Below are 24,910 nucleotides of genomic sequence, written 5' to 3' on the forward strand. Positions count from 1 at the left end.
GCAGGATTCACGCCCCGACACAGCTGTTTTCCTGAAATATACATCCAAAAATTATGTACCTATACTTATCTTGATTATATAAATTACACATTAAAATTCAATATAATAAATTAATAATATACATTTTATATGCAATGCATTCATTTAATACATTTTTTATGTATCTATCTATTGATTTTTTGACAGTGATTGTCTATACTTTGTTTATAATCACATAACATATGCGGCCCGAAAGACGGCTTCCATCGCAGGGCTGACGTTTCACCCATTATTGAAGGAGTATCCTATGTACGAAGAAGTCAAAAATAAAAAAGACATCGTTATGGATCTATCGGATACGGAAACCACCGCCAGGATATGCCGGGCCCTTTCTTCTGAAACCCGTCTGGAAATTCTCAAATGCCTGGTGGCGAAAGCCATGACCATCAGCGAACTGGCGGAGGCCTTCTATCTGCCCATGTCTTCCATGTGCCTGCACATCAAGACACTGAAAGAGGCCAATCTGATTACGGTGGTGCCCAAGCCTGGAATGCGGGGCTCACAGAAGCTGTGCGGCATTAAGACGGCCAATGTTTCCCTGGATGTATTTGCCCATGTGAACAAAATCACACGGAAGCCGCCGGTCTTTGTCAATATGCCAATCGGGCACTACTGCAACTGCGAAATTTCTCCACCATGCGGCATTGCCTCCGCTGTTTCCTATCTTTATTATGAAGACAGCCCCTATGGCTTTTATTCCCCGGATCGCACAGATGCTTCCCTGCTGTGGTTTACCAGGGGCTTTCTGGAATACCAGTTTTCCAACTACTCCCTGCTTCAGGACAAGGTCTCCCAGATTGAGTTTTCCTTTGAGGTATGCTCCGAGGCACCCGGCTATAACAATAACTGGCCGTCCGATATCACCTTTGAGCTGAACCATAAGAAAATCGTCACCTTTCTTACCAAAGGGGATTATGGCGGAAGGAAGGGAATCTATAATCCCAGCTGGTGGAGTGAATCCAACACACAGTTCGGTGAATATAAGAAAATTTATGTCACTCACAGCGGCTGCTACATGGACAATCAGAAAATATCGGATGAAACCATTGAAAGCCTGGGGCTGCTGAATGATTATTTCTTCTCCTTCATCCTGAAAGTGGACAGTGACAGTCAGCATGTAGGGGGCATGAATCTGTTCGGGAAGCATTTCGGCGACTATGCCCAGGACATTGTAATGAAGGTAGAATACGAAAACGGCTGATTTGCCCGGAAAGGAACGTTATGTTTAATCAGGAAAGCACTCTGGTAACAATATTGAATAAAGCGGCGGATATGGTCATCTTAAGCGTGCTGTGGTGTATATGCAGCCTGCCCGTGCTCACGATCGGGGCCGCCTCTGCCGCCCTGTACCATACCTCAATCCGTGTCCTGCGGCAGAACCGGGGATATGCCTTTGCCACCTTCCGGGATTCCTTTAAGGAAAATCTGAGGCAGACGCTTCCTTTTACCGCCCTTCTGCTGTTCCTCTACGCACTGTTCGGCGTCACCGGCTATGTGTGCTGGCAGAGGCCGGACAGCATGATTGCAGGTATGTATGTTTTTTTCTCCCTCTTTTCCATTCTTGTGTGCCTGACGGTTCAGATACACGGGTTTGCGCTGATGGGAAGATTCCGCCTCAGAAGACAGGAGCTGTTTACCCTGCTGGTCAGACTTACTTTCGGCCATCTTGTAAAAAATTTCCTGCTGCTCTGCCTGTTTCTGTTTGCAGTTGAACTTTCCATCTATTATCCGCCGTTGCTGTTTATCGTGCCTGCCGGTTTCTTCTTCCTCTCCTCCTACCTGCAGGAGCCTGTTTTCAAAAAACATATCAATTACCAGGAAGAGGATCCGTTAGAAGAGCTTTCAGAGTGAACAAAAGGACCGGCAAAACCTGCCGGCCCTTTTTAGATACGCTCCAGTCTGTTATCTTGTAACTTCTACGGACAGGACATCTCCGTCTATTTTCATTTCATCAATTCTGGCAGACCGGGCATCCTCCGGCAGTTTTATGTCTCCAATATCACGCCCGTGATACACGATATAGCATGTTCCGTTATCAAAGATCACGCTGTTATGCCCCATCCCTTCCACAAAATCATTTTTGGAAAGAAGCGGCGCGTAGGTGGTATCGTCAGGAAACTTTTTCCAGTCCAGCGTTCGTAAATCCGCGTCCGGATCCCCGTGCGCCACGCTGTAGCCGATAAAATATGTAGGATTCTGGTGGCATGCGCCGGAGTACATCAGATAATGCGTATTCCCTTTACTGAAATAAAAAGCGCCCTCTATGGTATGCCAGTGCTCTCCCTTTTTGAAACGGTCGCGCTGATAAATCTCTTCATCCAGGGTGGGACGGATTACGCACACCGGTTTTCCTTCCATGGTAAACGGATCTGTCATTTTATCGCACATTACTACCGTTCCTACACGCTGGGCCTCATATTCGTTTACACAGTAAAATAAATACATTCCCGAAGGGGTAACTACCATATGGGGATCGATGGAGAACGGAGGGAGAAGGTTCTTCACAAACCGGAACGGTCCCCCGGGGCAGTCAGCAACCGCGACTCTCATGGTCTGGCCATGCTCATCATCGCTGTCTTCATCCATGCTTGAATAATACATATAATATTTACCGTCAATTTCGATCACGCAGGGCGCCCAGCAATTCTTCTGCCCCGGCGCTTCCAGGCAGCAGCCCTTGTATTCCCAGCCGTCAAGCAGGCTGTCGCTGCAAAATAGCTGGGGGCCGGGATTCCCTGTGGCGTAGATATAATATCTGCCGTCGCCGGCTTTGATCATATAGGGGTCCGGCTGGCCGAGAGGAGCCCTGTCATCTGGTTTACGTTTATAAAGCTTCATTGTCTGTCTTCCTTCCTGTATTATATAATATTTGGTTATATTTTAACCGCTATTTTACAGAGCTGTCAATCTGTCCTTCAATAATATATTTCTGCAGGAACAGATACAGCAGGATGACCGGCAGAAGGCCCAGCGCACAGGTAGCACAGGCCTTCGGCAGATTGCCGACGCCGTTCGTTCTGTTGAAGGCTGATTTGATCACCAGGATAATTGTAAATTTGGATTTATCCTGCAGCAAATACATGGGCATCAGATAGTTATTCCAACAGCCGGTGGCGGACATGATAATTCTTGTAACCGTAACCGCCTTCAGCTGGGGCATGATGATCTGCGTGAAGGTCCTGAGCACTCCGGCTCCGTCAATGGCTGCAGCCTCGTCCAGCGCCGTGGGAATGGAAACAACAAAGTTAACATACATAAACATGGTGCCGGGGATGCCTCCCGCCGCAGACAGAAGAGCCAGTCCGTAAAGCGTGTTGGTCATATGGAATTTTACCATCAGTCCGTAGGTGCCGACCAGCAGGGCAACGCTGGGTATCATCATGATGCCCATGTTGATATTACGGATGGATTCCGCGAGCCTGCCGCTGCTTCTTGCAAGCCCGTAGGCGGCAAGCGCGGACAGGACGATTTCCAGAGTGACGGTTTCCACCACCAGAATGATGGAATTCTTAAAGCCCAGCCATAGATCACCGCTTTTGAATACCTCAACATAGTTTCCAAAATTCCAGGCGGCCGGCAGGGACAGCTTGGTGCCCAGATCCTGCAGCGTCCTGAAGGACAGGTTCAGCATGATATAAATAGGGAGCAGATAAATCAGAATCAACAGGATGGCTACAATATAGCACCACCATACGGAGTGGGTATTTGGTCCTTTGGATTTTTTCAGCTTTCCTTCCATCAATACTCAACCTCCTTCTTGCGCAGATATGCATTTACCGGCAGGGCGATTATCATAATGATAAAGAATGTCATAATGCCCACGGCAGATGCATAGCCTGCCTTTTCATCGTTAAAATAAAGCTGGGATATGTAGAATGACAGGGACATGGACTTCCTGTTCGGTCCGCCGTTGGACATGGCCACGATGGCGTCAAACAGCTTGAAACCGCCGATTAAGTTGGTTACAACCGCTGTGGTAATGGACGGAATCAGCAAAGGCAGCGTCACATAAATGAATTCCTTCATTTTGCCAGCGCCGTCCAGCCTGGCGGCTTCCTTATACATGGAAGGGATATTCTGCAGTCCCGCCAGGTAGATAATCATACAAAGCCCCATGTACTGCCAGGAGTTGGCAAGCATAATCATCAGCGTTGAGGAGAGGCCGGTTTTCATCCAATATATGGGGGAGATTCCGATGATTCCCAAAAGCTCATTGAAAACACCGCCCTCCGCCTGTACAAAGTAGTAAAGGATCTGGCCCATGATGAACGCGGAAATCATGATAGGCATATACAGAATTACCCTGACCCCGTTCCTTCCCTTGAATTTGTTATTCAGGAACAGCGCCGCAGCAAGGCCGCACACATTCTGGAAAAAAGTGGAACCAAAGCCGTAGATCATTGTATTCAGCGTCGCGCGCCAGAACAGATTATCCGTAAAAAGATTTACAAAATTTTTCAGACCATACCAGCGCATGTTCTGTGAATATCCATTCCACTTAAAAAAAGAGATTCTGACCGCATTAACAAGCGGCGCCGCTATAAACAGTATCATCAGAGCCAATGCCGGAATAGTCAGGGAAAGATATATCCATTTTCTTTTCTTCAAAGTATGACCCCCTTATATTAAAACTGGTGAGATGGCATTGCCACCCCACCATCGTTTTAGTTTAATCAGTTATTTCAGCCCTCTTTAGCTGCTTCATATAAATCCTGGTAGTTCTCAAGCAGGTATTCGATCACTTCATCCTGTCCTTTTTCACTGTGGTTATCGAAAAGCATGTTGCTTGCATTTCCGAATATCGGCCACATTCCGGAAGGCATATACTGTCTGTCCCAAAGGTTTTCATAGAAGATATCGCAGTCAGCGCATTTTTCCTTCATGTCCTGGAATACCTTCAGGCCGTAGCCGTCGTCGATAGCCATGGTGGATTTCAGACAGCTGATTTTACCGGTTGCCGCATTCATTTCTTTTGCTACTTCAGGGCGAGCCATGTACTCTAAGAAAACTTTTGCCGCATCAGCATTCTTGGTGTCTTTCCAGATACCGAAGGTATCGCCTTCACCGATGCCTACATGCTCTTTTCCGCCTTCTTTGGATGCAAAGGAAGGAAGGAAAATAAAGTTGGCGTCAGGATTCAGGGTAAGACAGGTAAGCATTACGGAAGGGTCGTTGCCGAGGCAGAAGGCGCCCTTGCCGGCTGCAAAACGCTCGGTCAGGTCAGTATCAACCAGTGTAAGGATATCATCGAAGTAATAGCCTGATTCAATCCAGCCGGACATGTATTTAATCAGGGATTCTTTGTAATGCTGCCAGTCATAGGAGCCGTCAAGCATTGCTACGGAATCCTGGAACATTTCGCCGTCGTAGCTTACAAAGGTTCCTGCAAAGTTCGCCAGCAGTCCGGGATTGGATAATACGCAGATGGGAGTGGTTCCGGAGGCTTTGATCTTTTCACATGCCGCTGTGAAATCATCCCATGTATGGATTGCGTACGGGTCAACGCCTGCAGCATCACATACGTCGGTGTTAACCAGTGTTCCGTTAATCAGTTCGGAAATCATCAGAACATAGATTGCGCCGTCGTCGTCCTGGATAACGCCCAGTGCGGAATCATCATAATCGGAAACCCAGGGCTGATCCTTCAGATCCATCAGATACTCTTTATAACGGAGGATTGACCATCCGTGTGTCTGGAATACGTCGGGAAGCTCGTTAGCCGCCATACGTGTCTTTAAGGTGTTTTCGTAATCTGTGCCGTATTCCGCGATATTCACAGTACATCCATATTCTTCTTCGAACTTTTTAACCAGTCCCTGGAAAGTGGTTGCCTGATCACCTGTATAGGTAACCGCTACCTCCAGTGTACTTCCGCTGATATCTGTCCCTTCTGCAGACGCGCTTGCAGCGGGGGCAGCCTCATCGTTCCCTGCTTCGGAAGCAGCCTCTTTGGCAGGTTCCTTGGCGGGTTCCGAAGCAGCCGGAGCACTTGTCGTATTTCCTCCGCATGCCGTAAGCGACAGAACCATAGCTGCTGATAATAATACAGCGCCCAGTCTCTTCATAACCATTTCCTCCTATTTCGAAATTTGATTTACAGTTCCGGCAGGTGACAAATACGGTAATTAACAGCTTTTATTTTATTAATGCAGTATTACTGTATCAATACTGTTCCTTTTCCGCGTTGTCAATCCCTGAATGTAATTTTTAAATTGACTATCAATTCTGCTTATTGTTTGTGTAAAATAATCATTTTGACTATGCGATAGGCCTATCTTAATAGTCTGATCTGTTTATTTATGTATTTATTATATATTTACGTTGCTGTATTTTCAATAGCATTTATTTATTTTATACAAATCATATGTGTAACACATATTTGCTACAATTTTTATGTAGTTATTGCGGTGGTATTAAAAGAATTTCATGAAGATAGGTTGCTTCAGAATTTATGCGGGATAACAGATGACATATAAAAAACAGCGGCGGCGAACCGGAATGCTGCCGTTCCGATCCGCCGCCGCTGTCTGCTGATGCCAAAAAGTGCCGCACATCAGTATCAGCATATAAGATTTATCATATACATATATAACTTCCCAGGTAAAAATTTTCAGCTTCTGAAAAATTTTTTCTTTGTCCGGATTTCCTGTTTCCATCTACAGCAGTCATTCAGGTGAAGCATGACATGCCGTGTGGGCGGCATCAGCAATAAGCCGGCCACATCCTTTTTCCCCCAGAAATCAAGGAGCCAGGCGGATTCCTCCTGCTGCGTGACGCCGCCTTCCTGCCGTATCCTGGCAATATCCTCACAGGAAACCTTCCGTTTCAAAGCTTCGCTGTCCAGTTCCCGAACTATCTTTCTTGTACGCTCTCCCACTGCGTTCCGGTAGCTGATAAGCTCCGCAGTATTTATATTTTTGCTGAGAAGCATGATTTCATCGTCTGTCAATGCATTTCCTGTATCGGTAATGGAGACATTCAGCCGTTTCTGCCATTCCTCATTAAACAGCTGGTTACCCTTTGCGGCAAGGATTCCCATAGTGAGATCCTCTATTCGGGCAATATGCCAGAGTACCCAGGCAATAGTTTCATCCCTGCCCGAAGGCATTACCGCATATTCGCTGTCCGTAAGATCACTCAGAAGGGCATCCACTTCATTGGGCTGTGTCCCGGAAATCCGGGATAAATGCAGGGACGCATGTATTTCCAGGAACAGCTGCGCCGCCTGCTCCAGCATGGACGGCTTGCGTATGATTCTGCTGAGTTCCTTATGTTTTTCACTGAGACCTTCCCCAAAGTATTTCATTCAGCTACTCCTTCTCTTTCGGCGTTTCGTAAGCTGTTGTCATCTGTGCTGTGCGATGGATTATCTGGCAATACCGTATAGCCGTGCCGGGCAAGAAGCGCCATGGCCCTTTCAAAGCTTTCCTCTTTTGTCAGCACATAGTCTGTGTTGTAGGTTGATACCACGAAGATTCCGATTTTATTTTCTGCAAGTATCCCGGATATCCCTGCAAGGATGCCTATCAGGGAGAAATCCAGCACACCCTCTATCCGAAATGCCCGCCATCCGTCTTCCCGGGCAAGGGTGTGCCCGGGAACAGAGCTTGTCGGGCAGACCAGGGAAATCTCTTCATCCGTTTTGCAGAGAAAACAGTAGGTATCCGCGAAAACAGCTGCTGCCGGATCCCCGATCCGGCAGACAGAAAATTTTTCATCAATTATTTTGAGTATCATATTTTTATGCCCCTTTCCGAAAAATACGCAGTTCTGCTTTTTTCAGTGTATCAGAAAAGAGCGGCGTTTACCAATCCTATTTTGCTCATTTCAGGACATTTATCAACGAAGCATATTGACCGGGGCCCAGCTTCCCGTGTCCTTTGATTCCTCCGTCGCCAGGCCGATACTGTTCAGCCGCGCCACTGTTGCGGCATTTCCCTGGCTTGCGTCGCAGCTTTCCACAGCGTCCAGGAAGGCGGAAACGCTTTCCCTTACTCCCGGATAATCAGCATATGGCTCCAGGGGGCAGTCATACGAAAAACGAAGTCCCGGATGCCTTACAGACTGGATGCCATATGCGCCGGTAAAATAATTGATGCAGATATTGCCCTCATCACCGGTCACATCCACCACAATTGAAGTTTCATCCTTGCGGTTAACCTCTGCCTGGAAGATGCCCCAGACACCATCATAATCATAAATTGCCGTGCTTACAGACTGCATGCGGCCCGGATTGCCGCTGCCGTCCAGAAGGAGGACGCGGGAGGGATACGCGCCGATAATCCGGTTCAGCACATCCACGTACCAGCAGGACATTCTGTCTATCAGGCAGACATCTGAATTAACCGCGCTGCCCCAGCCTGCATGGAGGGTTATCGTGATTTTCTGCAGGTTTCCAATCTCCCCGTCCCTTATCATATCCGCCGCCCTGGCAAAACCCGGATGAAAACCAAGCTCCAGATTGGCGAAGGTCACCTGCGGCGCTGATAGGAGGTTGTGCACGATGATCGGGATCCGGCTTCGCCGGATGGAAACCGGTGGTTCATAAAACACGGCTTTCCCGGAAGCAATTGCCGCCGACAGGGCTTCTTCATGTACTTCATCCGGGACGGCTATCATAACTGCATCCGTATCTGATTTTTCCAGAAGCTCCCCGTAACTTCCAAACAGCCGGATCTCCTCTCCCAGCGTCCGCCGGATTTCCTGCCTTGTTTTTTCCGTGGCAGCCGCAGCGGCTGTGATTATGGCTCTCCCATCGTATTCCAGGGCCGGCAGATGGGCGCGTCTGACCCAGGAACCGAAGCCGATAAGGCCAATTTTAATTTTTCTTTTATCCATATCCGACATTTCATACCTCCATGCGTAATTGACTTTGTCAGTTCCTTGCAATTCAGCAGTCCCCTGCATAGTAGCAGACAATTTTCAAATAATCCGCAGGCTCTGCAACGTCAATCCACATTTTCAGGCTGCGCCGGTTGTCCTTATAGTTTTTCAAAAGCCGTTCCTGCAGGCTTTCCTGGTTGTTCATATCCTCTCGTCTTCCGTCCTGGGAGACCAGAACCACCGGCCCGCTGCATTCATTCACTGTCTTCAGGAAATTAATCATATTTAAAATATTCAGCTTTAACATCATATAATTCCCTCCTTATACCATCAGCTATCGGTGACCTGCACTGCTGCTTAGGCTTCCAAAGTCTTTGTATGATGTCATTATAGTGCATGTTTTTTTTCAATGATATCTTATTCCTGCCGATTAATATCACTATTCCGCCATCTGCGCCGGAACTCAACAGGACTGCAGCCCATCCTTTCACGGAATACTTTTCCGAAATAGCTGCTGCTTCCCAGACAGCAGGCCTGGCTGATCCGGGTGATCGGTTCCTCCGTTTCTATCAGCATATGGCAGGCCTGCTGCAGGCGGTAGCTGATAATATATTCCACAGGTGTCAGGTGCACGCATTCCCGGAACACGCGGTACGCTTCTCTTTCACTGATAAAGGCGGAAGCTGCCAGTTCGGCCACTGTCAGCCGTTCCCCGTAATGCTCATGCACATAAGTGAGCATGGCTTTTATTTTATCACCGGCTTTATCCTGTACCTCCTCCTTTTCCAGCATTGGCCGGGCAGTATTCAGCAGATGGCACCATATATCCGACAGCGATTCCCGCAGGCGTATTTCATAACCGAAATCCTCCTCTGAAAAACGGAAGGATTCCTGAAGCTTCTCAAGCAGCAGCGCATGCTCCGGATTGTCAGGGTACAGGCCGATGATGTCTATCCGGGAAGCCGTTATCAGCGGCATGACATACTTCCGGTCAATGGCGCTGCCGCGGCTGCCGCTGATAAAAATCGGATCGAAAATATGGAGCATAGCTGTAACGGTCCGGCAGCTTTCATTTGCCCTTGTCATATGAAGGACGTTGGCATTGACCAGCCCTCCCATGCCTGCTGTAAAGACCTTTTTCCCATGGGGCGTGTCATATTCCAGTTCTCCGTCCTTCATGTAGAAAAGCTCCACTTCCTTATGCCAGTGCCAGGGGGACTGGCGGCCTATATATTTATGCAGCTCCACAAAGGAGGCAATATAGGGAAATTCCGGTGAGAAATCCGGCAGTAACTCCTCCTGGCTTCCCTGTTTAAGCTCTATTCCGCGAATTATTTTCATTTTATTTATACCTTCCCAACAGGCGGTAGCCCTTTTGCGCCGCACTACTTCTGTATCTTACGGCCATTATATCATATCCGCTCCGCGGATATGAGCCTCCGGCGGAATTTAGCGCCTGGATTTCTGCGGCAGGCGCAGAAACCAGAATGCTCAGATATAATGTCATCTTCGACGACATTATATCATACCTTCCTGTTTTTTGGCGATCCTGTGAGAGGATTGCCAGAAAACAAGGAGGGCCTGTACCCTGGTAACCTTCCCTTCCAGTTATTTCGAAATGGAAGGGTGGCGCCGGGACACAGGCCTGATAAAAATCTCCCTGTTTTATGACTTTTGCGCGAGGTGTTGCTTTTTCCTATACAAGAAATCTCCTGTATCGTGTTCCATTTTATCATAAAAACATATATGAGTAAATACTCATTAAGCATTATTGCTTTACAGGTTACCGTTGTGGACGGGCTGTAACCTGTAAATTCTTAAAATTTTTGGAACTAATGTATACAAGTTGACTTTATCATCTTTTGTTTACTATAATGAACTTATGAAAAAACAAACAATAACCCCGGAATCCATTATTGAAGCAACAATTTTATATGTAGCCAACAATGGCCTTGAAAATGTGACAACAAAAAAGGTGGCCCTGGATATGGGAATATCCGAAGGAACCATCTTTAATAATTTTGCCAGCAAAAAGGCCCTTTTAGAGGCCTGCCTGTTTTACATAGACAGGCAGGTTGATGCTGTCTTGAAGGGCATTTCCTTTAAAGAGATTCATATTACGAAAATTATCCGCAAAATGTGGTTTGCCTATTTTTATTATTTTGTGGAACACTGGCCTTATGCCAAGTTCTACTGCCAGTTCCGCCAATCCTCCTACTATGATGAAGAAGTCATGGACGGCCAGGGGAAATCCTTTTCCTTCTTCTCAAAATTTCTCAAGCAGAATGCTCACCGTTTTGGCTTCTGCCCGGATTTTTACTGGGTTTTCATCATTGAAACCACGCTGAACTTTGCAGTTCGGGTTGCCAACGGCACGCTTTCGGGCACGCCGGAGGATGTGGAACGTATTTACGGACTGATTTCACACGGCTTTCTGGGCAGCCTGAAGCTTATCAATCCAGGCGAGGTTAAATGACAGATGATGTCCTCCGGCATTGGTGGACCCTCTGACAGGCAGGCACCGGCTTTATTGCTCAGGTGCTGTCTGCCCGGGGGTTTTTTCGTCTGAGGCTGTATCCAGCTGAAGCTCTTCCAGCAGCCGGGCAATCCGTTCCTGGGCGGTAATAATCGAACGGTTCACATTTTCCGCATGCCTGCGGTACAGCTCCTGCGCGGATTCCATGTCATCTTCCTCCGGATATCCCGGCTCTGGTTCATCTGTTATGACGGCCGGTTCCTCTTTTGGCAACTGCGTATCCAAAGATTTGGTATCCAAAGTGTCTGAAGCATCAGCCTCCGGGAATGTCCGGGCAGTCGTTTCTTCAATGTGAGACGGTGCGGGAACCGGTTCTTCCATAGATGCAGATTCTTCCATTCCCATAAAGCCGGCGCTTAATTCAGGCATTGGTTCCGGCGCTGAAGCCTCCGGTGAAAAAGGGATTCCGGCCTTTCTTTCCTGTTTTGCCGCACGGGCAGCGGGCACCAGCTTTTCCAGCACTCCATTCAACCCACTTTTCCTTGCTTCGCCATTTCCCTTTACAATCCTGTGATCCGCCTCAAGCCTGCGGCAGCGCTCCATAAGCTCATGATTGCTTTTTTTCAGCCTTTCAGCCTGACGCTGGACATCCTGAAGCCGGCGGAGCTTTGTCTCTCCGTCCCGGACTGAATCCCTGAGTCTTCTGCATTCCGCTTCCAGCTTTTCTTTTTCTGAGAAAAGGCTTTCTTTTTCCTGCATCCATCCGGATGCCTCACCCTGAAGACGTTCGTTTTCTGCCAGGCTGCGGGCAAGCTCTTCCTGCAGCCTGCTTTCCTGGTCTTTCAAGCTGGCCAGCTCATCTTTCAGGACTTTTTGCTGCTCCTGTTCCTGCCGCACCTGTTCCCGCAGCTGAGTTACGGCCTGCTCCTGTCCCCGCCGCGTTTTTTCAAGCTCCAGGAATTTCTCCGTCCGCTGCCGCCACTCCTCTTCCTGTGACTTCAGATCTTCCTGCATCCGGGTCAGGCTTTCCGCCCAGGTACTCTGCTTTTTCTGCAGATTGCTACGTTCTTCCATCAGCTGCAGGCGGATTTGCTCCTGCTCTTCTTTTGTTTTTTTTCTTTCCGCTTCCAGCCGGCCCAGCTGTTCTTTGCAGGAAAGAAGGGCATTTTTCAGATCCTCATTTGCTTTCTTTTCCTGTTCAAGCTCTGTTTTTATGCCTGCATTTTCTTTACTGGCGAGAATCTTTACCGTTTCCTTCTCATTTTCAAGGGAACGGACGTAGTCCATCACATCTTCCTTCTGATATCCGCCGAACACTGTGGTCCGGAAAATGTCTTTATTCGCCATTTCCCATTCCTCCCTCTCTGCAGGCACTTCCGCCTGCCTCTGACAAAAACGTCTTTCATTCCTCCCCGAATACGGTACCCGCATTTCCGTCATAGCTGTAAATAATATTGATGCCATCCTGGTAACGTTTGTTCATGGCAAGCTCAATTCCAGGTTCCTCAGTCTGGGGATCCAGAATCCCGATCCCGATAGTATAACCCTTTCTGAAAAGATCATTAAAGGGAATATCATTCACAGTAGTCACCGTTTTACCCGGAGTCAGCTGCGTCAGATCCACATCCACGCCTTCCCAGTAACGTCTGTTTCCTTCCGCATCATAAATATACATCATAACCGGCCATTCAAAGTAGATAGGTGCCGCACCGTCATTTTTCCATACAAGCTCCACCTTAAAGGACTGTCTGAAGTAATCCATTTTAATATCCATATGTGAAATACGGTAACGGTAGCCGAGATGTTTTAATATCTCTGCAGCTCCGTCAGATGCAAGCATTTCTCCTTCCGGAGCACGCGGTCCGATAAAAGTCATATGTGACCGATCAATTAAAGAAAGAGTCTGCTCCAGATCCTCTCCCAGCATCTGTTCCAGGGGAAGCTCTCCGGTAAACTCTCCGCCCACAGGAGCATTGTTCCAGACAGCTTTCACAGGAGCGTAGGGAATCTGCCTGCCAGGTGTTTCATAAGCACCGCCGTTTTCCTGCCAATCCAGCCATTCCAGAGTATCCCCGGGCAGGCCGGTCATATCATTATACAGTCCCATACCCCCGTCTACGGCCATCACATAGTTCCTGCGCATGAGAAGCCTGGCATGTATAAAGCTGTCTGCATACTGGCCGGCATACTTCCAGCATACCTCTGCGTCCGGCATGGGCGGTACGCCATCCTCATACTTTGTGTGCCATTCCCCCCAGTGCCCGAGGCTTCCCAACTGCACATAGGAAACAAAGGTATCCTGACTGCAGTAGCTGCCCAGCGCAGCCAGGGCTTTCCCGTGCGCCTCCAGAAATTCAGGATTATCGTAAACCGGTGCGTATCCCTTTCCATAATCCGTATCATAGAATATGCCGTCGGCTGTTTTTTCATAGAGCCACTGGGGAATGTCCATATGCTTTTCACTTCCGGGCATATCACAGACAAAACGCAGAACCGCATGCTTCCCTTCGTCCTTCCAGCGTTTTATATGGTTCCTTTCTTCCAGCCCTTTTATATCAAAATGCCCTTCCCTGGGTTCCCATTCCGCCCAGGTTACATCAATATAAACGAGCTGTCCCGTCTGGGCTTCTTCGGGATGTCTGGCCCAGTTAACATATCCCATCAGCGGATTTTCATACACCCCGTCTCCGGCTGTAAAATCTACCGAGGCAGACAGATTATAAATGCGGGGGATCATGTAAAAAGCCAGAAGCACGAAAGCCGCCGCCAGCAGGATAACCACCCCTGTAATTATTTTTACTCTTGTACCATTAGCCATGATATTCTCCGTTATACTGTATTAACGTCACATCCTTCACCTGCTCGATTGCCCGGATATTCTCCAGGAAAACCGTGCTGTCAGTTCTACAATAAACCTCAAGCATCATTTCTGTCAAGCTGCCCCGCAGCGTCTTGGACTTCATCTGGTATTTGATTTTTTTCATGGCGCGCAGTACTTCATCTCCGGTAAGCTCTCCTTCATAATGTACCACCATGATGTAAATCATTCCTCTTTTCTGCCTGTGGTAAAGCAGATGGATTAAAATTACCATCAGGACACAGGCCGACAGAGCCAGTACATACATGTTCGCTCCCACGGTAATACCAACCGATATCGCCCAGAACAGGTACAAAAGATCCATGGGATCTTTTATGGCGGTACGGTAACGGACAATGGAAAGTGCGCCCACCATACCGAGGGATATTACGATATTTGTGCTGATGGCCAGCGTCAGCATACAGGTCAGCACCGTCATCCCCACCAGGGTTGTTGCAAAGGAACGGGAAAATACCACGCCTCCGAAATAAATCTGATATATCTTATAAATGAACAAACCCAGTATAAGTGCCGCACTCATTGCTATCACAATCTGCAGCACCACATCCTCCGTCATCGTCTGGCTGTTCATAAAGGATTCCCAGACCGATTTTTTAAAATAATCTTTGATATTCATATCTGCTCCTTATCCTGCGGCGGGAAAGTCATGCTTCCGCCGTCCGTTTTACCAGGTCTTATCAGACCTTGAAATCATAAATAGTGCATCCGTCCGGTGATATAATCTCTCATAGCACATTGTATATTTGGAAATTGCGGAAAACTCATCTCCGTCCGGCGGAAGAATATCCCTTATAAACTGAGGCAGGAATTCTGTGAATTTCACTTCCATCACTGTCTTCCCGAAGGGAACCACCTCGTAGGAGGGCAAATCCGGATCAAAGAAATCCGCATCCGGGACAGCCGCCCTTACATTGGAGTCAAAGGTAATTCTCACATCCCCCTCCTTTAAAATAAAGGGTTCCCTGTCATAGTCCACAATGACCTTCGGGCGCAGCGCATTTGCCATACATTCATAATAAAATTCCTGACAGAGCCGGTTTTTATGCCTGAGCAGAAAATCGTACCTGCCTTCTGTAATCCAGTCGAACTCCTGCCGGGTGATAGAGGCGGAGTCTTTGTGTATGTAGTTGGAGAGTTTTATCTTCCTCTCCAGCTTGATATGGCTGTCCTGGCAGTTATAAATCCTGATTCTGTACTTTTTCCTGAAATCCACTCCTGCCATTTTCTCATTATAAGCGCTGTTCCAATAGTCATCAAAATACAGGCTGCGGATCATATAAATCCCATTTTGGGCATGAGGATCCAGTTCCATCATGTTTGAGAAACGTTCCCGCAGCGCCTGACATTCCCAGAGGGAGATATAGTATTTCCATTCATTGCGGAAAGTGCCGTAATATTTATTCCTGCCGTCCTCACGAATCTTCATTTTCCGTATCCTCTTCTATACTTCCGTCCTCCAGTACATAGAAGCATTTGGTTCCATAAACCTTTCCGTCATCGGTGTAATAATAGTCAAAGGCAGTCTGGGTTTTACCGGACTCATTTTTTGCAGTTACCCGAATAAAATACTGTCCAGCCCCGGGCATATCCAATTCTGCCTGCGGGATACGGATTGCTGAATCGGAAAATAAAATATCCTTAAACAGACAGTCCCTTGCAAGCTCAAAGGTATAGGTAATATTTTCACTGTCAAAATCATAGGCGGCATCCCAATTGACGGTAAGCTTTCCCTCCTGTGGTTCCGGTACTCCAATATAAAAGGGCATTGGTCTTTCCAAAGACTCCAGGTATCTTTGATAATTCTCTTCAATTTCCTTTGGAATATTATCTGCCACCTGCTCAAATTCAGCCTCGGTCAGAGGTGCGTAAAGCACATCAGGCATGCTGTAAAGATAAGGCTTTGTCACGCTTTTATAGCTGTTTACTTTTTCACTCACGCGCTCTGGTGTAAGATAATCCGAACGCAGGGTGTTAATGACATCCGTCAGCTCCCGGCGGTATTCCTCATTCTTAAACATACGCTGATACAGAACATTCCCCCAGTAATTACTCAGACCATATTCCCAGGTATCCCTCAGATCCTTTCCCTTCAGCTGTTCTTCCAGATACTCCAGGGAACCATCGTTATCCCAGGAAATAATGTAAAATTTGTTTACATTCAGCGGACTGTAAAGGTAATAGTTCCTTGAACTGGTATCGGTATTTCCCAGCAGGATTTGAAAACCCATCCAGTAAAACAGGTTTTCCGTGTCAAACCATTTTTCCACCGTTTCCTCTATTGGTATTGAATAATCATTTACATCATTGAGCATGGCAATCAGCTTTGTATGATCGTTATCGCCCTTTATTTCCAGATGTTCTTCAAAGGCCGTCTGATCATAAGCGGGATCAGTTGCCAGTCGGATGGCGTCTTCATAACGCATAAATTCAAAAAAATTCACCTTGTACATATGCCCGTTTTTATCCAGGCCATGGCTTTTCAGAAATGTCTTGTTCATCTGCTCCACCTGCGTGAACAGCCCGTAATCCTCAAAGACACCGCTGCCGCCTTCTGTCTCGTCCTTCACATATAAATGTACAAACTGCGTCCTGGCGGAAATCATCTGAGGAATATCCTTCATAAGATCATAAGCGAGCTTATTCCGGAAGCGCAGGCCTTCAAACATATGCTTATTCAGATTAATCGTCCGTTGTCCCCTCCAGGTATCCTTACCGTCCTTTAGCTCGATTTTATAGTTTTTCTGGGCTCCTTTGCTGGAAGACTGCCCTCTGATTTTTATGATTGCATTGGGAGCGTTTTCGCCGTAGCCCGCTTCCCCTTCCAGAGGGCCGTTCTCATCCCCTACCTGCAGGATTCCTTCCACGGCGTACTGTTCGATATTATTATCCTCATACCAGTATTTGGAGTAGGAATTGATTTCCGTCCATGTATGGTTGGTATGTTCGGCTTCATTCCCTTCTCTTACGGTCAGGTACATGGTAACCACACTTGTTTCATCATCCTGCTCATATATGGTTTTATTTTCCCTCAGATGGTAATCCTCAAGCGAGGATTCCGCTTTTTCCACTGTTTCCGTCCGGACAACCGCCGAAGCCTCTGTTTCCACCGGCTGTTGTTCTGTCAGGCTGCAGCCTGACAGACATATGCACAGTGCGGACGCAAACAGCAGAACTGCCTTTTTCCTTTTTTTCATTCCAAAGTTCCTTCCTTTCTCTCCAGCCAGTTGCAGAGCCTGGAAAAAATGCCCTCTTTATTATTTTGTACAAGTGCCTGTCTGCTCAAGAGAAAATACGGAAGCCTCTTTGTATACCATTCCAGACGCAGCCAGCTCACCAGATAAAACGACAGGCCCCCCAGCAGGAAACCGAAGCCATAATAGTTTACTTCCCCGAACAGGATTTGCCATACGGTAGCCAGAATGCTCACCGCCGCAAAAGCCGTTGTCCCCATCAGCGCCCCGGCATAGTCTTCAAAGTACAGGAGAATCAGCATGATAGTGTTGCTGATCGCATAAAGTCCGTATCCGGCGCACAGCAGGCGGTAAATTCCCATGGAAGTATCATTCATGCCCAGGGGCAGAATCTCCAGCACCAGGGAACCGATTACAATGAACAGAAGCGTTGAAATCAGCTGTTTATGTGCATTGAAGGTCAATTCCTGCTTCAGCACCGCAAGCATTTCCATTTCTGCCTGTTCAATATCCCGTATGGAACCGTTGTCGTTAAACAGGCTGTAATAGTTCTTATATTTCGGATAAAAACGTACTTCCACCGAGGTCACAAAGTTAATTGTAGTAATCAGGATGGAAAAGAATGCGCACAGCGCAGGCACATCATGCATTGGCGCCCCATAGAACAGGCCTTCCACCTGAACCTGCAAAGGACCGAAGTACATGATTACAAGATGGGCGAACAGGCCGAGGTTGACAAAAATTCCGGTAAATGTCAGTGAACGGTATTTATCAAACCACCGCAGGAAGGAAAAACAGCTTCCGCTGCTTTTGGGGAAATATTTGAGCAGCTGCCTGTAATAAAGTGTCATCAGCAGGCCATAGGCGAGTATCACGCATAAAAACAGCGTCGTTATCGTAACCATTCGCAGCAGAACCAGAATAAGGGCCAGAAGCAGGCCGATTCCCAGCGAGGCCGCAAAATCCATCACAAGCACCTTATAATCCTTTAAGGCGGTCAGATAGTTCATTTCCATCCATACAACGATAAGAATTACATAGAACCACAGACAAAGCAGCTTATATACCGGCGACACTCCTGAAAAATGGAGGAAAACACACCAGACAAAAGCTCCGCCCACAAGCAGGATGGCACAGCTGCCATAGAGGCTGGGCATAATTTTTGAGGCTTTTTCTTCGTACAGCATATCCGAAACAAAACGGGTCACTCCCATGTTGAAAATACTGGTAGTGGTAAGGGACGCCAGCAGACAGTAAGTGAGCATACAGTTAAGCAGCTCTCTGTGATGCTGATCCATGCCTGCCAGCTGTGACAGAAAGGCAACTCCCGTCAAAAGAATGACACCCAGGATCATCGGTCCTGCACAGATAAGCCCTGCATATCCATATGCGCGGCACAGATTGAATACCCCTTTTTTATTGAACAGCTTTTTTAGACTGAATCCGATCCCTGCCATTTTTCCATTACCTCTGAATAAACCTGTTTGTAATTTTGAATCATATCCTCATGGCGGTAAAATTGTTCCACCCTTTTCTTCCCGATCTGTCCCATCCGGTAACGTTCCTCCACACGCAGACACATCCGTTCCATAGCGCTGCAGAGGGCTTCCCTGTCCATGGGAGGCACACAGAAGCCCGCGCAGCCAAGCTCATCGCCCTCCATTCCGTTAAGCAGTTCCCGGCAGCAGCCTACATCCGTTGTGACACAGGGCCTGCCTGCAGCAAAGGATTCCAGAACGGAAAGCGGCTGCCCCTCCGAAATGCTGGTCAGAACAGTAAAATCCAGCTTTTTCATATATTCCAGAACATTCACCATACCGGGAAAAAGCACATCCTTTACTCCCAGCTGCCTGACAAGCTCATAGCATTCCTGCGCATACTGCTTATCATCTTCCGGCCCGATAATGTGCAGCCGTACCTTTTCCAGCCGGAATTTCAGCTCATAAAATGAATAGATAAGCGTTTTTATATCCTTGATCGGCGCCAGGCGAACCACCGCTCCGATATCCGTCCAGCCATCCTCTTCCTTAAGAGGGATGTCACAAAAGCGTTTATAATGGATTCCATTGGGAATCACCCTGCAGCGCTCCGGTGCGCAGCCAATATCGATCTGGATCTTCCTGGCATTGCCGAATAGGCTGGTAATCATATCCGCCCTGTCATAAACAGCGGCTGAGAGCATATAAAAAAAACGTACCCAGAACCGTTTAAATGCCGCAGGCACCCATTGCGCCCTGATGATCTCCTCTTCTCTTTCCCTTGTATAAATGCCATGCTCCGTCAGCATGAAAGGGACATGATATTTATAGCTGCCAAGACGGGCCAGTATCCCGCTGTAGCCGGTGGCAATTGCGTGATACAGATCCGCCCTGGGCACTTCCTGACAGATAGTGTACAAAACAGGCAGGAACATGGAACGCAATGTATGAAACATATCTGAAAAGGCCGTATAGGGATAATCATCTTCGCAGATATCCGTAAGGATATCCAGAAATTCCTTACTCATCAGGAAAGACATCGGGGACATCCCTTTATCATTGTACATATGGAACAATACTTCCCAGTCAGGCCTGCTGCAGTGTACGAAATCCCTCAGCGCCTGCAGTTCCTCCTGCTTCAGCCTGTATTTTTTCTTCCCGGGCGGAAGATTCAGCGCATCCTGAAGGAATATTTCGTGAACTTCCGTCACGTTATCAGGCAGCTCATATTTGAATTTTCCCCTGTCCCGGGAGGAGGCGCCTATTGTCCAGAGCACAAATTCATGCTCCGGCATCGCTTTGATATACTGATGCATCCAGGTGGATACCCCGCCTGTCACATAAGGATAGCAGCCCTCCAGTATCACACAGATACGCATCTACTCGCCTCCCCTTGTGATTACAATATTGCTGTCATCGGCTTTGATTAAAAACAGCCCTCCGCCCATATCCGTCAGTTCCCCGCCGCTGATGCAAGACGCGGTATCCACCGGAATTCTGCCGTTGATGCGGATAAGAAGATATCCATCCCCTTTGAAATTCGTCAGGCTCAGCCTGATTTCATCCTCCGTAACCTCCTGCACGGCATCCAGATAAAAATACCGCTGTACTGCACCGGCCATTTCACTGGCGGTCAGGTTCCGTATATCCGGCGCCGCTCCATATAACCAGGCGAGATATTCCTCCAGCCTGCTTCTCATCGTTTCCCATCCCGCTTCAGCACCACGGTCGGGATCGAGGACATCATCGGGATGCTGGAAATGGGAATTAACATAATGCAGATTCAGCTCGGAAAGGGCCGCCATTTCCATATAAGGATCGATGATATAACCGGATATGATACGCGGCGTTTCCACGAGTCCATCGGCAGCCACCTCAAAATCCTGGGTATATTCCACATCGCCTTTAAAATAAATGCTGGCAATGGCCTTAATATCCGGAAATTCTTCAGCCAGTATGCTTCTGGCTTCTTCGGACAGAATATTGGAAGGAGGGACATAGACACTGGCCGAAGCCTGTGGAAACAGTTTCTTTGTAAAACGGACCAGTTCATGCATGGCGGCTTCCATATCTTCTTTTGAATTCCAATAACCATAATCGAACAGCCGATCGTAGGTTCCCTGTACATAGCCGTCCCCGAAGCTTTTATCAAAGCCCTTCAGACAAAGAGGAATGTGATTGTATCCATGCAGACCGATTTCCCCGCCGTTTTTCAAAAGAGAGGAACCGAAATACTGAAAGCGCTGAATATTCTGATTCGGCTTAAAAGGGGCTTCCACCTGATCGTTATAATCCTCAATGACCATGCCGTTGTACCGACAGCCATATTTTTCCGAAAGCTTCAGCAAATCTGGCCACCAGACATTGGTATAGAAATCTTTAACACTGATTCCGTAATCCCGCTGTATATACTCACTGGCGCCGGAAGGGACCGGAGAGGGAAAGTCATCCAGATAAAAAGAACTGCCATTGATTACCGGCCAGGCAAAGGCCTCCCCCAGCAGGCTGTAACCCGCCGCATGGATTCCCCGATAAGCCTTTTCCATAATGCCGAAGTTGTCAAAGACAATCGTTCCATCCTTGTATTTCCTTTCCCACAGAACCGGAAGCTCCCTGTCATCAGCGCTGACAATATGCACGGTACAGTCTTCATTCAAAGACAGGGACAAAGAGGACTCGTATGGCTCTTCCACCATGAAATCCTTTCCTTTGCCTCCCAGCAGAAAATCAGTTTTCATGCGGATTCCGGGAAGCTCATACATCTCCCGTCCCACCTCCCGGATGCCCAGGCCGGCGCTGATTGACTGAAAAACGGAGCCTGCCTGTGGCGGGAAAAAAATCATCAGGTTTCCGCCGTTCCCGACCCAGTCTATCAAATCTGATGCACGCGCTCCCAGCTGGTCATAATCCTCAGCCGCCAGAACCACCTTTTCATAAGCATCATAGGCAGGAAGCTCCTCCCGGGAAAGATCCACATAGTCAGCCCGGACCTTCAGCTGTGAAAATATTCCCTGTATTTCATTGTATGCATGCGCTGAATTTGCTTCTTCGCTGTTGGTCACGACCAGGCATTCCGTTTTTTTCTGCGGCGGCTCCAAATCAAAGCTTTCCTGCTCCAGTATTGCCACCTGTATTTCACGGGGCTGGTAATTTCCATAAAAACGCTGTCCCAACAGGGCCGCTGTGAGGATGACAAACAGGACACAGATAAAAATGACTGATAAAAAACGAAAGAGCTTTTTGGTATCCATTTAATCCCCTCCTGTCTGTTCCGTAAGCTTCAGTACCAGTTCACTGCTTTCGGCCTTCAGAAGATAGAGTCCGTCCGCAGTCTCCACGGCTGTACCGCCCTCCACACTTTCCAGCAGGCCTTCATTGATTCTGGTAAACAGCCATGCCTCATCACTGAAGTTGGAAAGGCTGATGTGAATTTCGTTTTCCTGCCTGGTAATCCGGGGCTCCAGATAATAATAGCGCTGTACGGCTCCTGCCATTTCGCTGCCCGTCAGGTTCCGGATATCCGGCGCCGACTCATACAGCCAATCCGTATATTCCGTCAGCCTGTTTTTCAGCTTTTCCCAGCCCTCCTGTACTCCCCTGTCCGTATCCAGGACATCATCCGGGTGCTGGAAATGAGAATTGACATAATGAAAGTTAAGCTCTGAAATCGCACCTGTTTCCATGTAGGATCCGATGATATAGCCGGAAATGATTCTGGGCGTTTCGATCATGCCGTCTTCAGACACCATAAAATCCTGGGAGTATTCAAATTCACCTGGGAAATAAATGCTGGCGATCGCACGTATCTGGGGAAAATCCTCCACAAGAATCTGCCGGCCCTCCTCCGAAAGAATATTGGAGGGAGGTACATACACCTGGAATTTTTCCTTCGGGAACAGCCAGGTACAGAAGCGGTTCAGCTCCTCAATGGACAGGCGCATGTCTTCCCGGCTTTTCCATTGCCGGTAGGTATCAAACTGGTTTTTATAATCAAAATCTTCAGGGACAAGAGGCATGTGGTTGTACCCATGAAAACCGATTTCCCCGCCGTCATCCAGCAGCTTGTTGCCAAAATAGCGGAACCGCTGCAGATCGTCATTCCCTTCAAACGGCGCCTGGTTTTCATCGGAATAATCCTCAATGACCAGACCCGTATACCGGATTCCATGTTTTTTCCACAGTTCTTCTATATCCGGCCACCATACATTAGTGTAAAAGGTTTTGATGTCCATATGATAGTCCCGTTGGATAAATTCCCCTTCTCCCGCCGGCACAGGGGAGGGAAAATCATCAATATAGAAGGCGGAACCATTGATAACAGGCCATATGCAGATATCGGACAGCAGGCTGTAGGCGGCGCAGTAAAAACCTCTGTATACCTTTTCAAAAAAGTTGAGATTGTAAAAGACTACCTTGCCGTTGCCATATGCATATTCCCATAGCAGAGGCATTTCCTTATCATCCGCACTAACAATATGTACGGCAGCGCCCTCTTCCAGCGTAACGGACAGCGCGGAATCAAAGGGATCACTCACCTCGATATCCCTGTCCTTTCCGCCAATCATAAACCCGCTTTTAAAACGCAGCCCTTCCACACAGTACCGGGTCGCACCCACATCACGGATGCCCATTTTATCGCTGACAAGCTTAAGATAAGTGTCAGGTTCGGGCGGACAGAGCACCAGCATATTACCGCCAGCTTTAATGTGATCAAACAGTTCAAGCAGGGAAGTTCCCAGTTTTTCATATTGATTGACCGCAAGAATAATATTTTCATAACCGAAACTGGCGGTTCCTTTATTCTGTTCCCAGTCCTGCTCTTCAAATGGGATTTTCATTTGGGAAAGGACGGCAGACATTTCCGTTTTGGCATTTACGGAATCCTCCTGTGTGCTGTCCCACAGCAGCAGACATTCCGGATCCTGCTGTACAGATGGTCCGGAAAAGCTTTCACTGTTGAGTATGGGCAGGCTGCTTTCGGATTGTTCATATTTCACATTGCGCCTTTCAAACAGCAGGACCACAATCATCAGTCCGAATAAAATCATCGCCCACTGCATTTTCCCAAACTGGAGCCTCAATATTCTGTTCTTTGGCCGGGTGCTTTCTTTTTCAGCTTTCCGTTTCATCGTTTTCCTTCCAGAAGTCCACCGTTCTTCTTGCAGCTGGAGAAAGATATACTTTATTGTTTTCCAGCAGGCCGATTACCGTCCCAATCTGTTCCGGATTCTTTGTCATTACCCCATGCCGGATTTTCATCAGATAGCCTTCCTCCTGCTGGGGCCAGAGCCTTATGGCGGCGTCAGCCATACGCAGGGCATCTTCATACTCCCCCAGGGCACAATCCTGTTCAAATTTCTTGCAGTACAGGGGCAGCTCCTCATGCCCTTCTTCTTTTCGCTGTGTGAGCTTGCGTTCCAGCAGCCCACACAGTTCCAGTCTGCGGTTTTTCAGCATATTCCCCTCCAGCAGGCCGCTTTCCACATATTTTTCGAGCGTCTGTATGTATTCATCCAGAAGTCCGGCGTCTTCTTCCAGGGCAAAGGCCTCCTTTTGTTTCTGCAGCTTTGTTTCATAGTCCTTCTGCAGTTCTACCATGGCAGTGGTGGCATAATGCACTACCTCGGTATCATCATTCATCCGGGCATTCTTCAGCACTTCTACATATTCGCCCACATCATCATATAAAATATCCATCATAAGCTCTCTTCGCGTGGATGCATCGTTCATAAGAAGTGCTTCCTGAAGCGGCACCATCAGATCCCTTGCCGGATCCTCCTCCATCAGGATGCTTCTGTGGATATCATCATTAATTTTCAGCTTTTCAATGCCGATTTCCTTTTTGTTTTCCTGATCTCCCCTGGATTCCCATTCCAGGAAAAGAAGACAGGAAAAACCGAATACCGGAACCAGAAATACGATCGGAAGAATCATGGGGCGGCTTTTCATAAGATGCGTATACATCAGTATCGCAGCAATCAGGCACAAAACACAATGGAACAACACAAACATCCACAGGCCCATT

General features: G+C 47.8%; 22 protein-coding genes. 3 read left to right on the top strand and 19 right to left on the bottom strand.

The features are described from left to right. The first annotated feature begins 286 nt into the window (after positions 1-286). Both DXC51_RS03165 and DXC51_RS03170 read left to right on the top strand, forming a co-directional pair. On the top strand, positions 287-1,240 hold the full coding sequence (locus tag DXC51_RS03165) for an ArsR/SmtB family transcription factor (RefSeq protein WP_021640160.1): 954 nt from the start codon (positions 287-289) through the stop codon (positions 1,238-1,240). Positions 1,241-1,260: 20 nt separating this feature from the next. Continuing rightward, entirely contained in the window at positions 1,261-1,890 is a 630-nt protein-coding gene (locus DXC51_RS03170; RefSeq protein WP_025489853.1) for a DUF624 domain-containing protein, read from the top strand. Between the two features lie 51 nt (positions 1,891-1,941). Here the strand turns inward: DXC51_RS03170 and DXC51_RS03175 are convergent, their stop codons facing one another. The 9 genes from DXC51_RS03175 to DXC51_RS03220 all read right to left on the bottom strand — a co-directional run bounded on the left by DXC51_RS03175 (position 1,942) and on the right by DXC51_RS03220 (position 10,203). Continuing rightward, complete coding sequence (locus tag DXC51_RS03175; RefSeq protein ID WP_025489852.1) at positions 1,942-2,877, bottom strand: glycoside hydrolase family 43 protein; 936 nt, start codon at positions 2,875-2,877, stop codon at positions 1,942-1,944. A 49-nt stretch (positions 2,878-2,926) separates the two neighbouring features. Next, positions 2,927-3,778, bottom strand: a complete 852-nt coding sequence (locus tag DXC51_RS03180; RefSeq protein ID WP_021640163.1) for a carbohydrate ABC transporter permease — start codon at positions 3,776-3,778, stop codon at positions 2,927-2,929. Continuing rightward, complete coding sequence (locus DXC51_RS03185) at positions 3,778-4,647, bottom strand: carbohydrate ABC transporter permease (protein ID WP_025489851.1); 870 nt, start codon at positions 4,645-4,647, stop codon at positions 3,778-3,780. Before DXC51_RS03185 ends, DXC51_RS03180 begins: the two co-directional genes overlap by 1 nt. Positions 4,648-4,721: 74 nt before the next feature. Next, positions 4,722-6,104, bottom strand: coding sequence for an ABC transporter substrate-binding protein (locus DXC51_RS03190; RefSeq protein WP_025489850.1), 1,383 nt, complete (start codon positions 6,102-6,104; stop codon positions 4,722-4,724). 545 nt (positions 6,105-6,649) lie between these two features. Beyond that, positions 6,650-7,345, bottom strand: a complete 696-nt coding sequence (locus DXC51_RS03200; RefSeq protein WP_021640167.1) for a DinB family protein — start codon at positions 7,343-7,345, stop codon at positions 6,650-6,652. After that, entirely contained in the window at positions 7,342-7,776 is a 435-nt protein-coding gene (locus tag DXC51_RS03205; protein ID WP_025489848.1) for an ACT domain-containing protein, read from the bottom strand. Before DXC51_RS03205 ends, DXC51_RS03200 begins: the two co-directional genes overlap by 4 nt. Positions 7,777-7,878: 102 nt before the next feature. After that, positions 7,879-8,886, bottom strand: coding sequence for a Gfo/Idh/MocA family protein (locus tag DXC51_RS03210; RefSeq protein WP_025489847.1), 1,008 nt, complete (start codon positions 8,884-8,886; stop codon positions 7,879-7,881). A gap of 43 nt (positions 8,887-8,929) precedes the next feature. Continuing rightward, positions 8,930-9,172: a ribonuclease HII gene (locus DXC51_RS03215; protein ID WP_243003115.1), complete on the bottom strand. Its 243-nt coding sequence runs from the start codon at positions 9,170-9,172 to the stop codon at positions 8,930-8,932. A 107-nt stretch (positions 9,173-9,279) separates the two neighbouring features. Continuing rightward, positions 9,280-10,203 carry an AraC family transcriptional regulator gene (locus DXC51_RS03220; RefSeq protein ID WP_117543676.1) on the bottom strand — a complete coding sequence of 308 codons (924 nt, stop codon included), beginning with the start codon at positions 10,201-10,203 and terminating at the stop codon, positions 9,280-9,282. Between the two features lie 541 nt (positions 10,204-10,744). On the opposite strand from DXC51_RS03220, the gene DXC51_RS03225 reads away from it, so the two are divergent. Next, on the top strand, positions 10,745-11,338 hold the full coding sequence (locus tag DXC51_RS03225; protein ID WP_117530507.1) for a TetR/AcrR family transcriptional regulator: 594 nt from the start codon (positions 10,745-10,747) through the stop codon (positions 11,336-11,338). Positions 11,339-11,389: 51 nt separating this feature from the next. Here the strand turns inward: DXC51_RS03225 and DXC51_RS03230 are convergent, their stop codons facing one another. Genes DXC51_RS03230 through DXC51_RS03275 form a run of 10 tightly spaced genes read right to left on the bottom strand, consistent with a single transcriptional unit; the run spans position 11,390 to position 24,909 of the window. Beyond that, on the bottom strand, positions 11,390-12,685 hold the full coding sequence (locus tag DXC51_RS03230) for a coiled-coil domain-containing protein (protein WP_147331816.1): 1,296 nt from the start codon (positions 12,683-12,685) through the stop codon (positions 11,390-11,392). Positions 12,686-12,740: 55 nt separating this feature from the next. Beyond that, positions 12,741-14,156 carry a DUF4832 domain-containing protein gene (locus DXC51_RS03235; protein ID WP_025489842.1) on the bottom strand — a complete coding sequence of 472 codons (1,416 nt, stop codon included), beginning with the start codon at positions 14,154-14,156 and terminating at the stop codon, positions 12,741-12,743. Next, positions 14,149-14,832 (bottom strand): DUF4956 domain-containing protein, encoded by a 684-nt coding sequence (locus tag DXC51_RS03240; protein ID WP_021640177.1) that lies wholly within the window; start codon positions 14,830-14,832, stop codon positions 14,149-14,151. The genes DXC51_RS03235 and DXC51_RS03240 overlap by 8 nt, the downstream gene beginning before the upstream one ends. A 48-nt stretch (positions 14,833-14,880) precedes the next feature. Beyond that, positions 14,881-15,642, bottom strand: coding sequence for a polyphosphate polymerase domain-containing protein (locus tag DXC51_RS03245; RefSeq protein ID WP_025489840.1), 762 nt, complete (start codon positions 15,640-15,642; stop codon positions 14,881-14,883). Next, the gene (locus DXC51_RS03250) at positions 15,629-17,410 is read right to left on the bottom strand and encodes a CotH kinase family protein (protein ID WP_025489839.1); all 1,782 of its coding nucleotides are present in this window, start codon (positions 17,408-17,410) and stop codon (positions 15,629-15,631) included. Before DXC51_RS03250 ends, DXC51_RS03245 begins: the two co-directional genes overlap by 14 nt. Then, complete coding sequence (pelG, locus tag DXC51_RS03255) at positions 17,407-18,864, bottom strand: exopolysaccharide Pel transporter PelG (RefSeq protein ID WP_025489838.1); 1,458 nt, start codon at positions 18,862-18,864, stop codon at positions 17,407-17,409. The genes DXC51_RS03250 and pelG overlap by 4 nt, the downstream gene beginning before the upstream one ends. Continuing rightward, positions 18,840-20,264: a GT4 family glycosyltransferase PelF gene (gene pelF / locus DXC51_RS03260; RefSeq protein WP_117530508.1), complete on the bottom strand. Its 1,425-nt coding sequence runs from the start codon at positions 20,262-20,264 to the stop codon at positions 18,840-18,842. Before pelF ends, pelG begins: the two co-directional genes overlap by 25 nt. Next, the gene (locus tag DXC51_RS03265) at positions 20,265-22,136 is read right to left on the bottom strand and encodes a DUF2194 domain-containing protein (RefSeq protein WP_117543678.1); all 1,872 of its coding nucleotides are present in this window, start codon (positions 22,134-22,136) and stop codon (positions 20,265-20,267) included. Continuing rightward, positions 22,137-24,014, bottom strand: coding sequence for a DUF2194 domain-containing protein (locus DXC51_RS03270; RefSeq protein WP_117543680.1), 1,878 nt, complete (start codon positions 24,012-24,014; stop codon positions 22,137-22,139). Further along, positions 23,998-24,909 carry a hypothetical protein gene (locus DXC51_RS03275; protein WP_021640184.1) on the bottom strand — a complete coding sequence of 304 codons (912 nt, stop codon included), beginning with the start codon at positions 24,907-24,909 and terminating at the stop codon, positions 23,998-24,000. Before DXC51_RS03275 ends, DXC51_RS03270 begins: the two co-directional genes overlap by 17 nt. Between the last annotated feature and the right edge of the window lies 1 nt (position 24,910).

It is taken from the genome of Eisenbergiella massiliensis (genome assembly GCF_003435485.1).

Coding starts and splice junctions, on each gene's coding strand:
- DXC51_RS03165 (WP_021640160.1), top strand. CDS start 287: ATGTACGAAGAAGTCAAAAATAAAAAAGACATCGTTATGGATCTATCG.
- DXC51_RS03170 (WP_025489853.1), top strand. CDS start 1,261: ATGTTTAATCAGGAAAGCACTCTGGTAACAATATTGAATAAAGCGGCG.
- DXC51_RS03175 (WP_025489852.1), bottom strand. CDS start 2,877: ATGAAGCTTTATAAACGTAAACCAGATGACAGGGCTCCTCTCGGCCAG.
- DXC51_RS03180 (WP_021640163.1), bottom strand. CDS start 3,778: ATGGAAGGAAAGCTGAAAAAATCCAAAGGACCAAATACCCACTCCGTA.
- DXC51_RS03190 (WP_025489850.1), bottom strand. CDS start 6,104: ATGAAGAGACTGGGCGCTGTATTATTATCAGCAGCTATGGTTCTGTCG.
- DXC51_RS03200 (WP_021640167.1), bottom strand. CDS start 7,345: ATGAAATACTTTGGGGAAGGTCTCAGTGAAAAACATAAGGAACTCAGC.
- DXC51_RS03205 (WP_025489848.1), bottom strand. CDS start 7,776: ATGATACTCAAAATAATTGATGAAAAATTTTCTGTCTGCCGGATCGGG.
- DXC51_RS03210 (WP_025489847.1), bottom strand. CDS start 8,886: ATGTCGGATATGGATAAAAGAAAAATTAAAATTGGCCTTATCGGCTTC.
- DXC51_RS03215 (WP_243003115.1), bottom strand. CDS start 9,172: ATGATGTTAAAGCTGAATATTTTAAATATGATTAATTTCCTGAAGACA.
- DXC51_RS03220 (WP_117543676.1), bottom strand. CDS start 10,203: ATGAAAATAATTCGCGGAATAGAGCTTAAACAGGGAAGCCAGGAGGAG.
- DXC51_RS03225 (WP_117530507.1), top strand. CDS start 10,745: ATGAAAAAACAAACAATAACCCCGGAATCCATTATTGAAGCAACAATT.
- DXC51_RS03230 (WP_147331816.1), bottom strand. CDS start 12,685: ATGGCGAATAAAGACATTTTCCGGACCACAGTGTTCGGCGGATATCAG.
- DXC51_RS03235 (WP_025489842.1), bottom strand. CDS start 14,156: ATGGCTAATGGTACAAGAGTAAAAATAATTACAGGGGTGGTTATCCTG.
- DXC51_RS03240 (WP_021640177.1), bottom strand. CDS start 14,832: ATGAATATCAAAGATTATTTTAAAAAATCGGTCTGGGAATCCTTTATG.
- DXC51_RS03245 (WP_025489840.1), bottom strand. CDS start 15,642: ATGAAGATTCGTGAGGACGGCAGGAATAAATATTACGGCACTTTCCGC.
- DXC51_RS03250 (WP_025489839.1), bottom strand. CDS start 17,410: ATGAAAAAAAGGAAAAAGGCAGTTCTGCTGTTTGCGTCCGCACTGTGC.
- pelG (WP_025489838.1), bottom strand. CDS start 18,864: ATGGCAGGGATCGGATTCAGTCTAAAAAAGCTGTTCAATAAAAAAGGG.
- pelF (WP_117530508.1), bottom strand. CDS start 20,264: ATGCGTATCTGTGTGATACTGGAGGGCTGCTATCCTTATGTGACAGGC.
- DXC51_RS03265 (WP_117543678.1), bottom strand. CDS start 22,136: ATGGATACCAAAAAGCTCTTTCGTTTTTTATCAGTCATTTTTATCTGT.
- DXC51_RS03270 (WP_117543680.1), bottom strand. CDS start 24,014: ATGAAACGGAAAGCTGAAAAAGAAAGCACCCGGCCAAAGAACAGAATA.
- DXC51_RS03275 (WP_021640184.1), bottom strand. CDS start 24,909: ATGGGCCTGTGGATGTTTGTGTTGTTCCATTGTGTTTTGTGCCTGATT.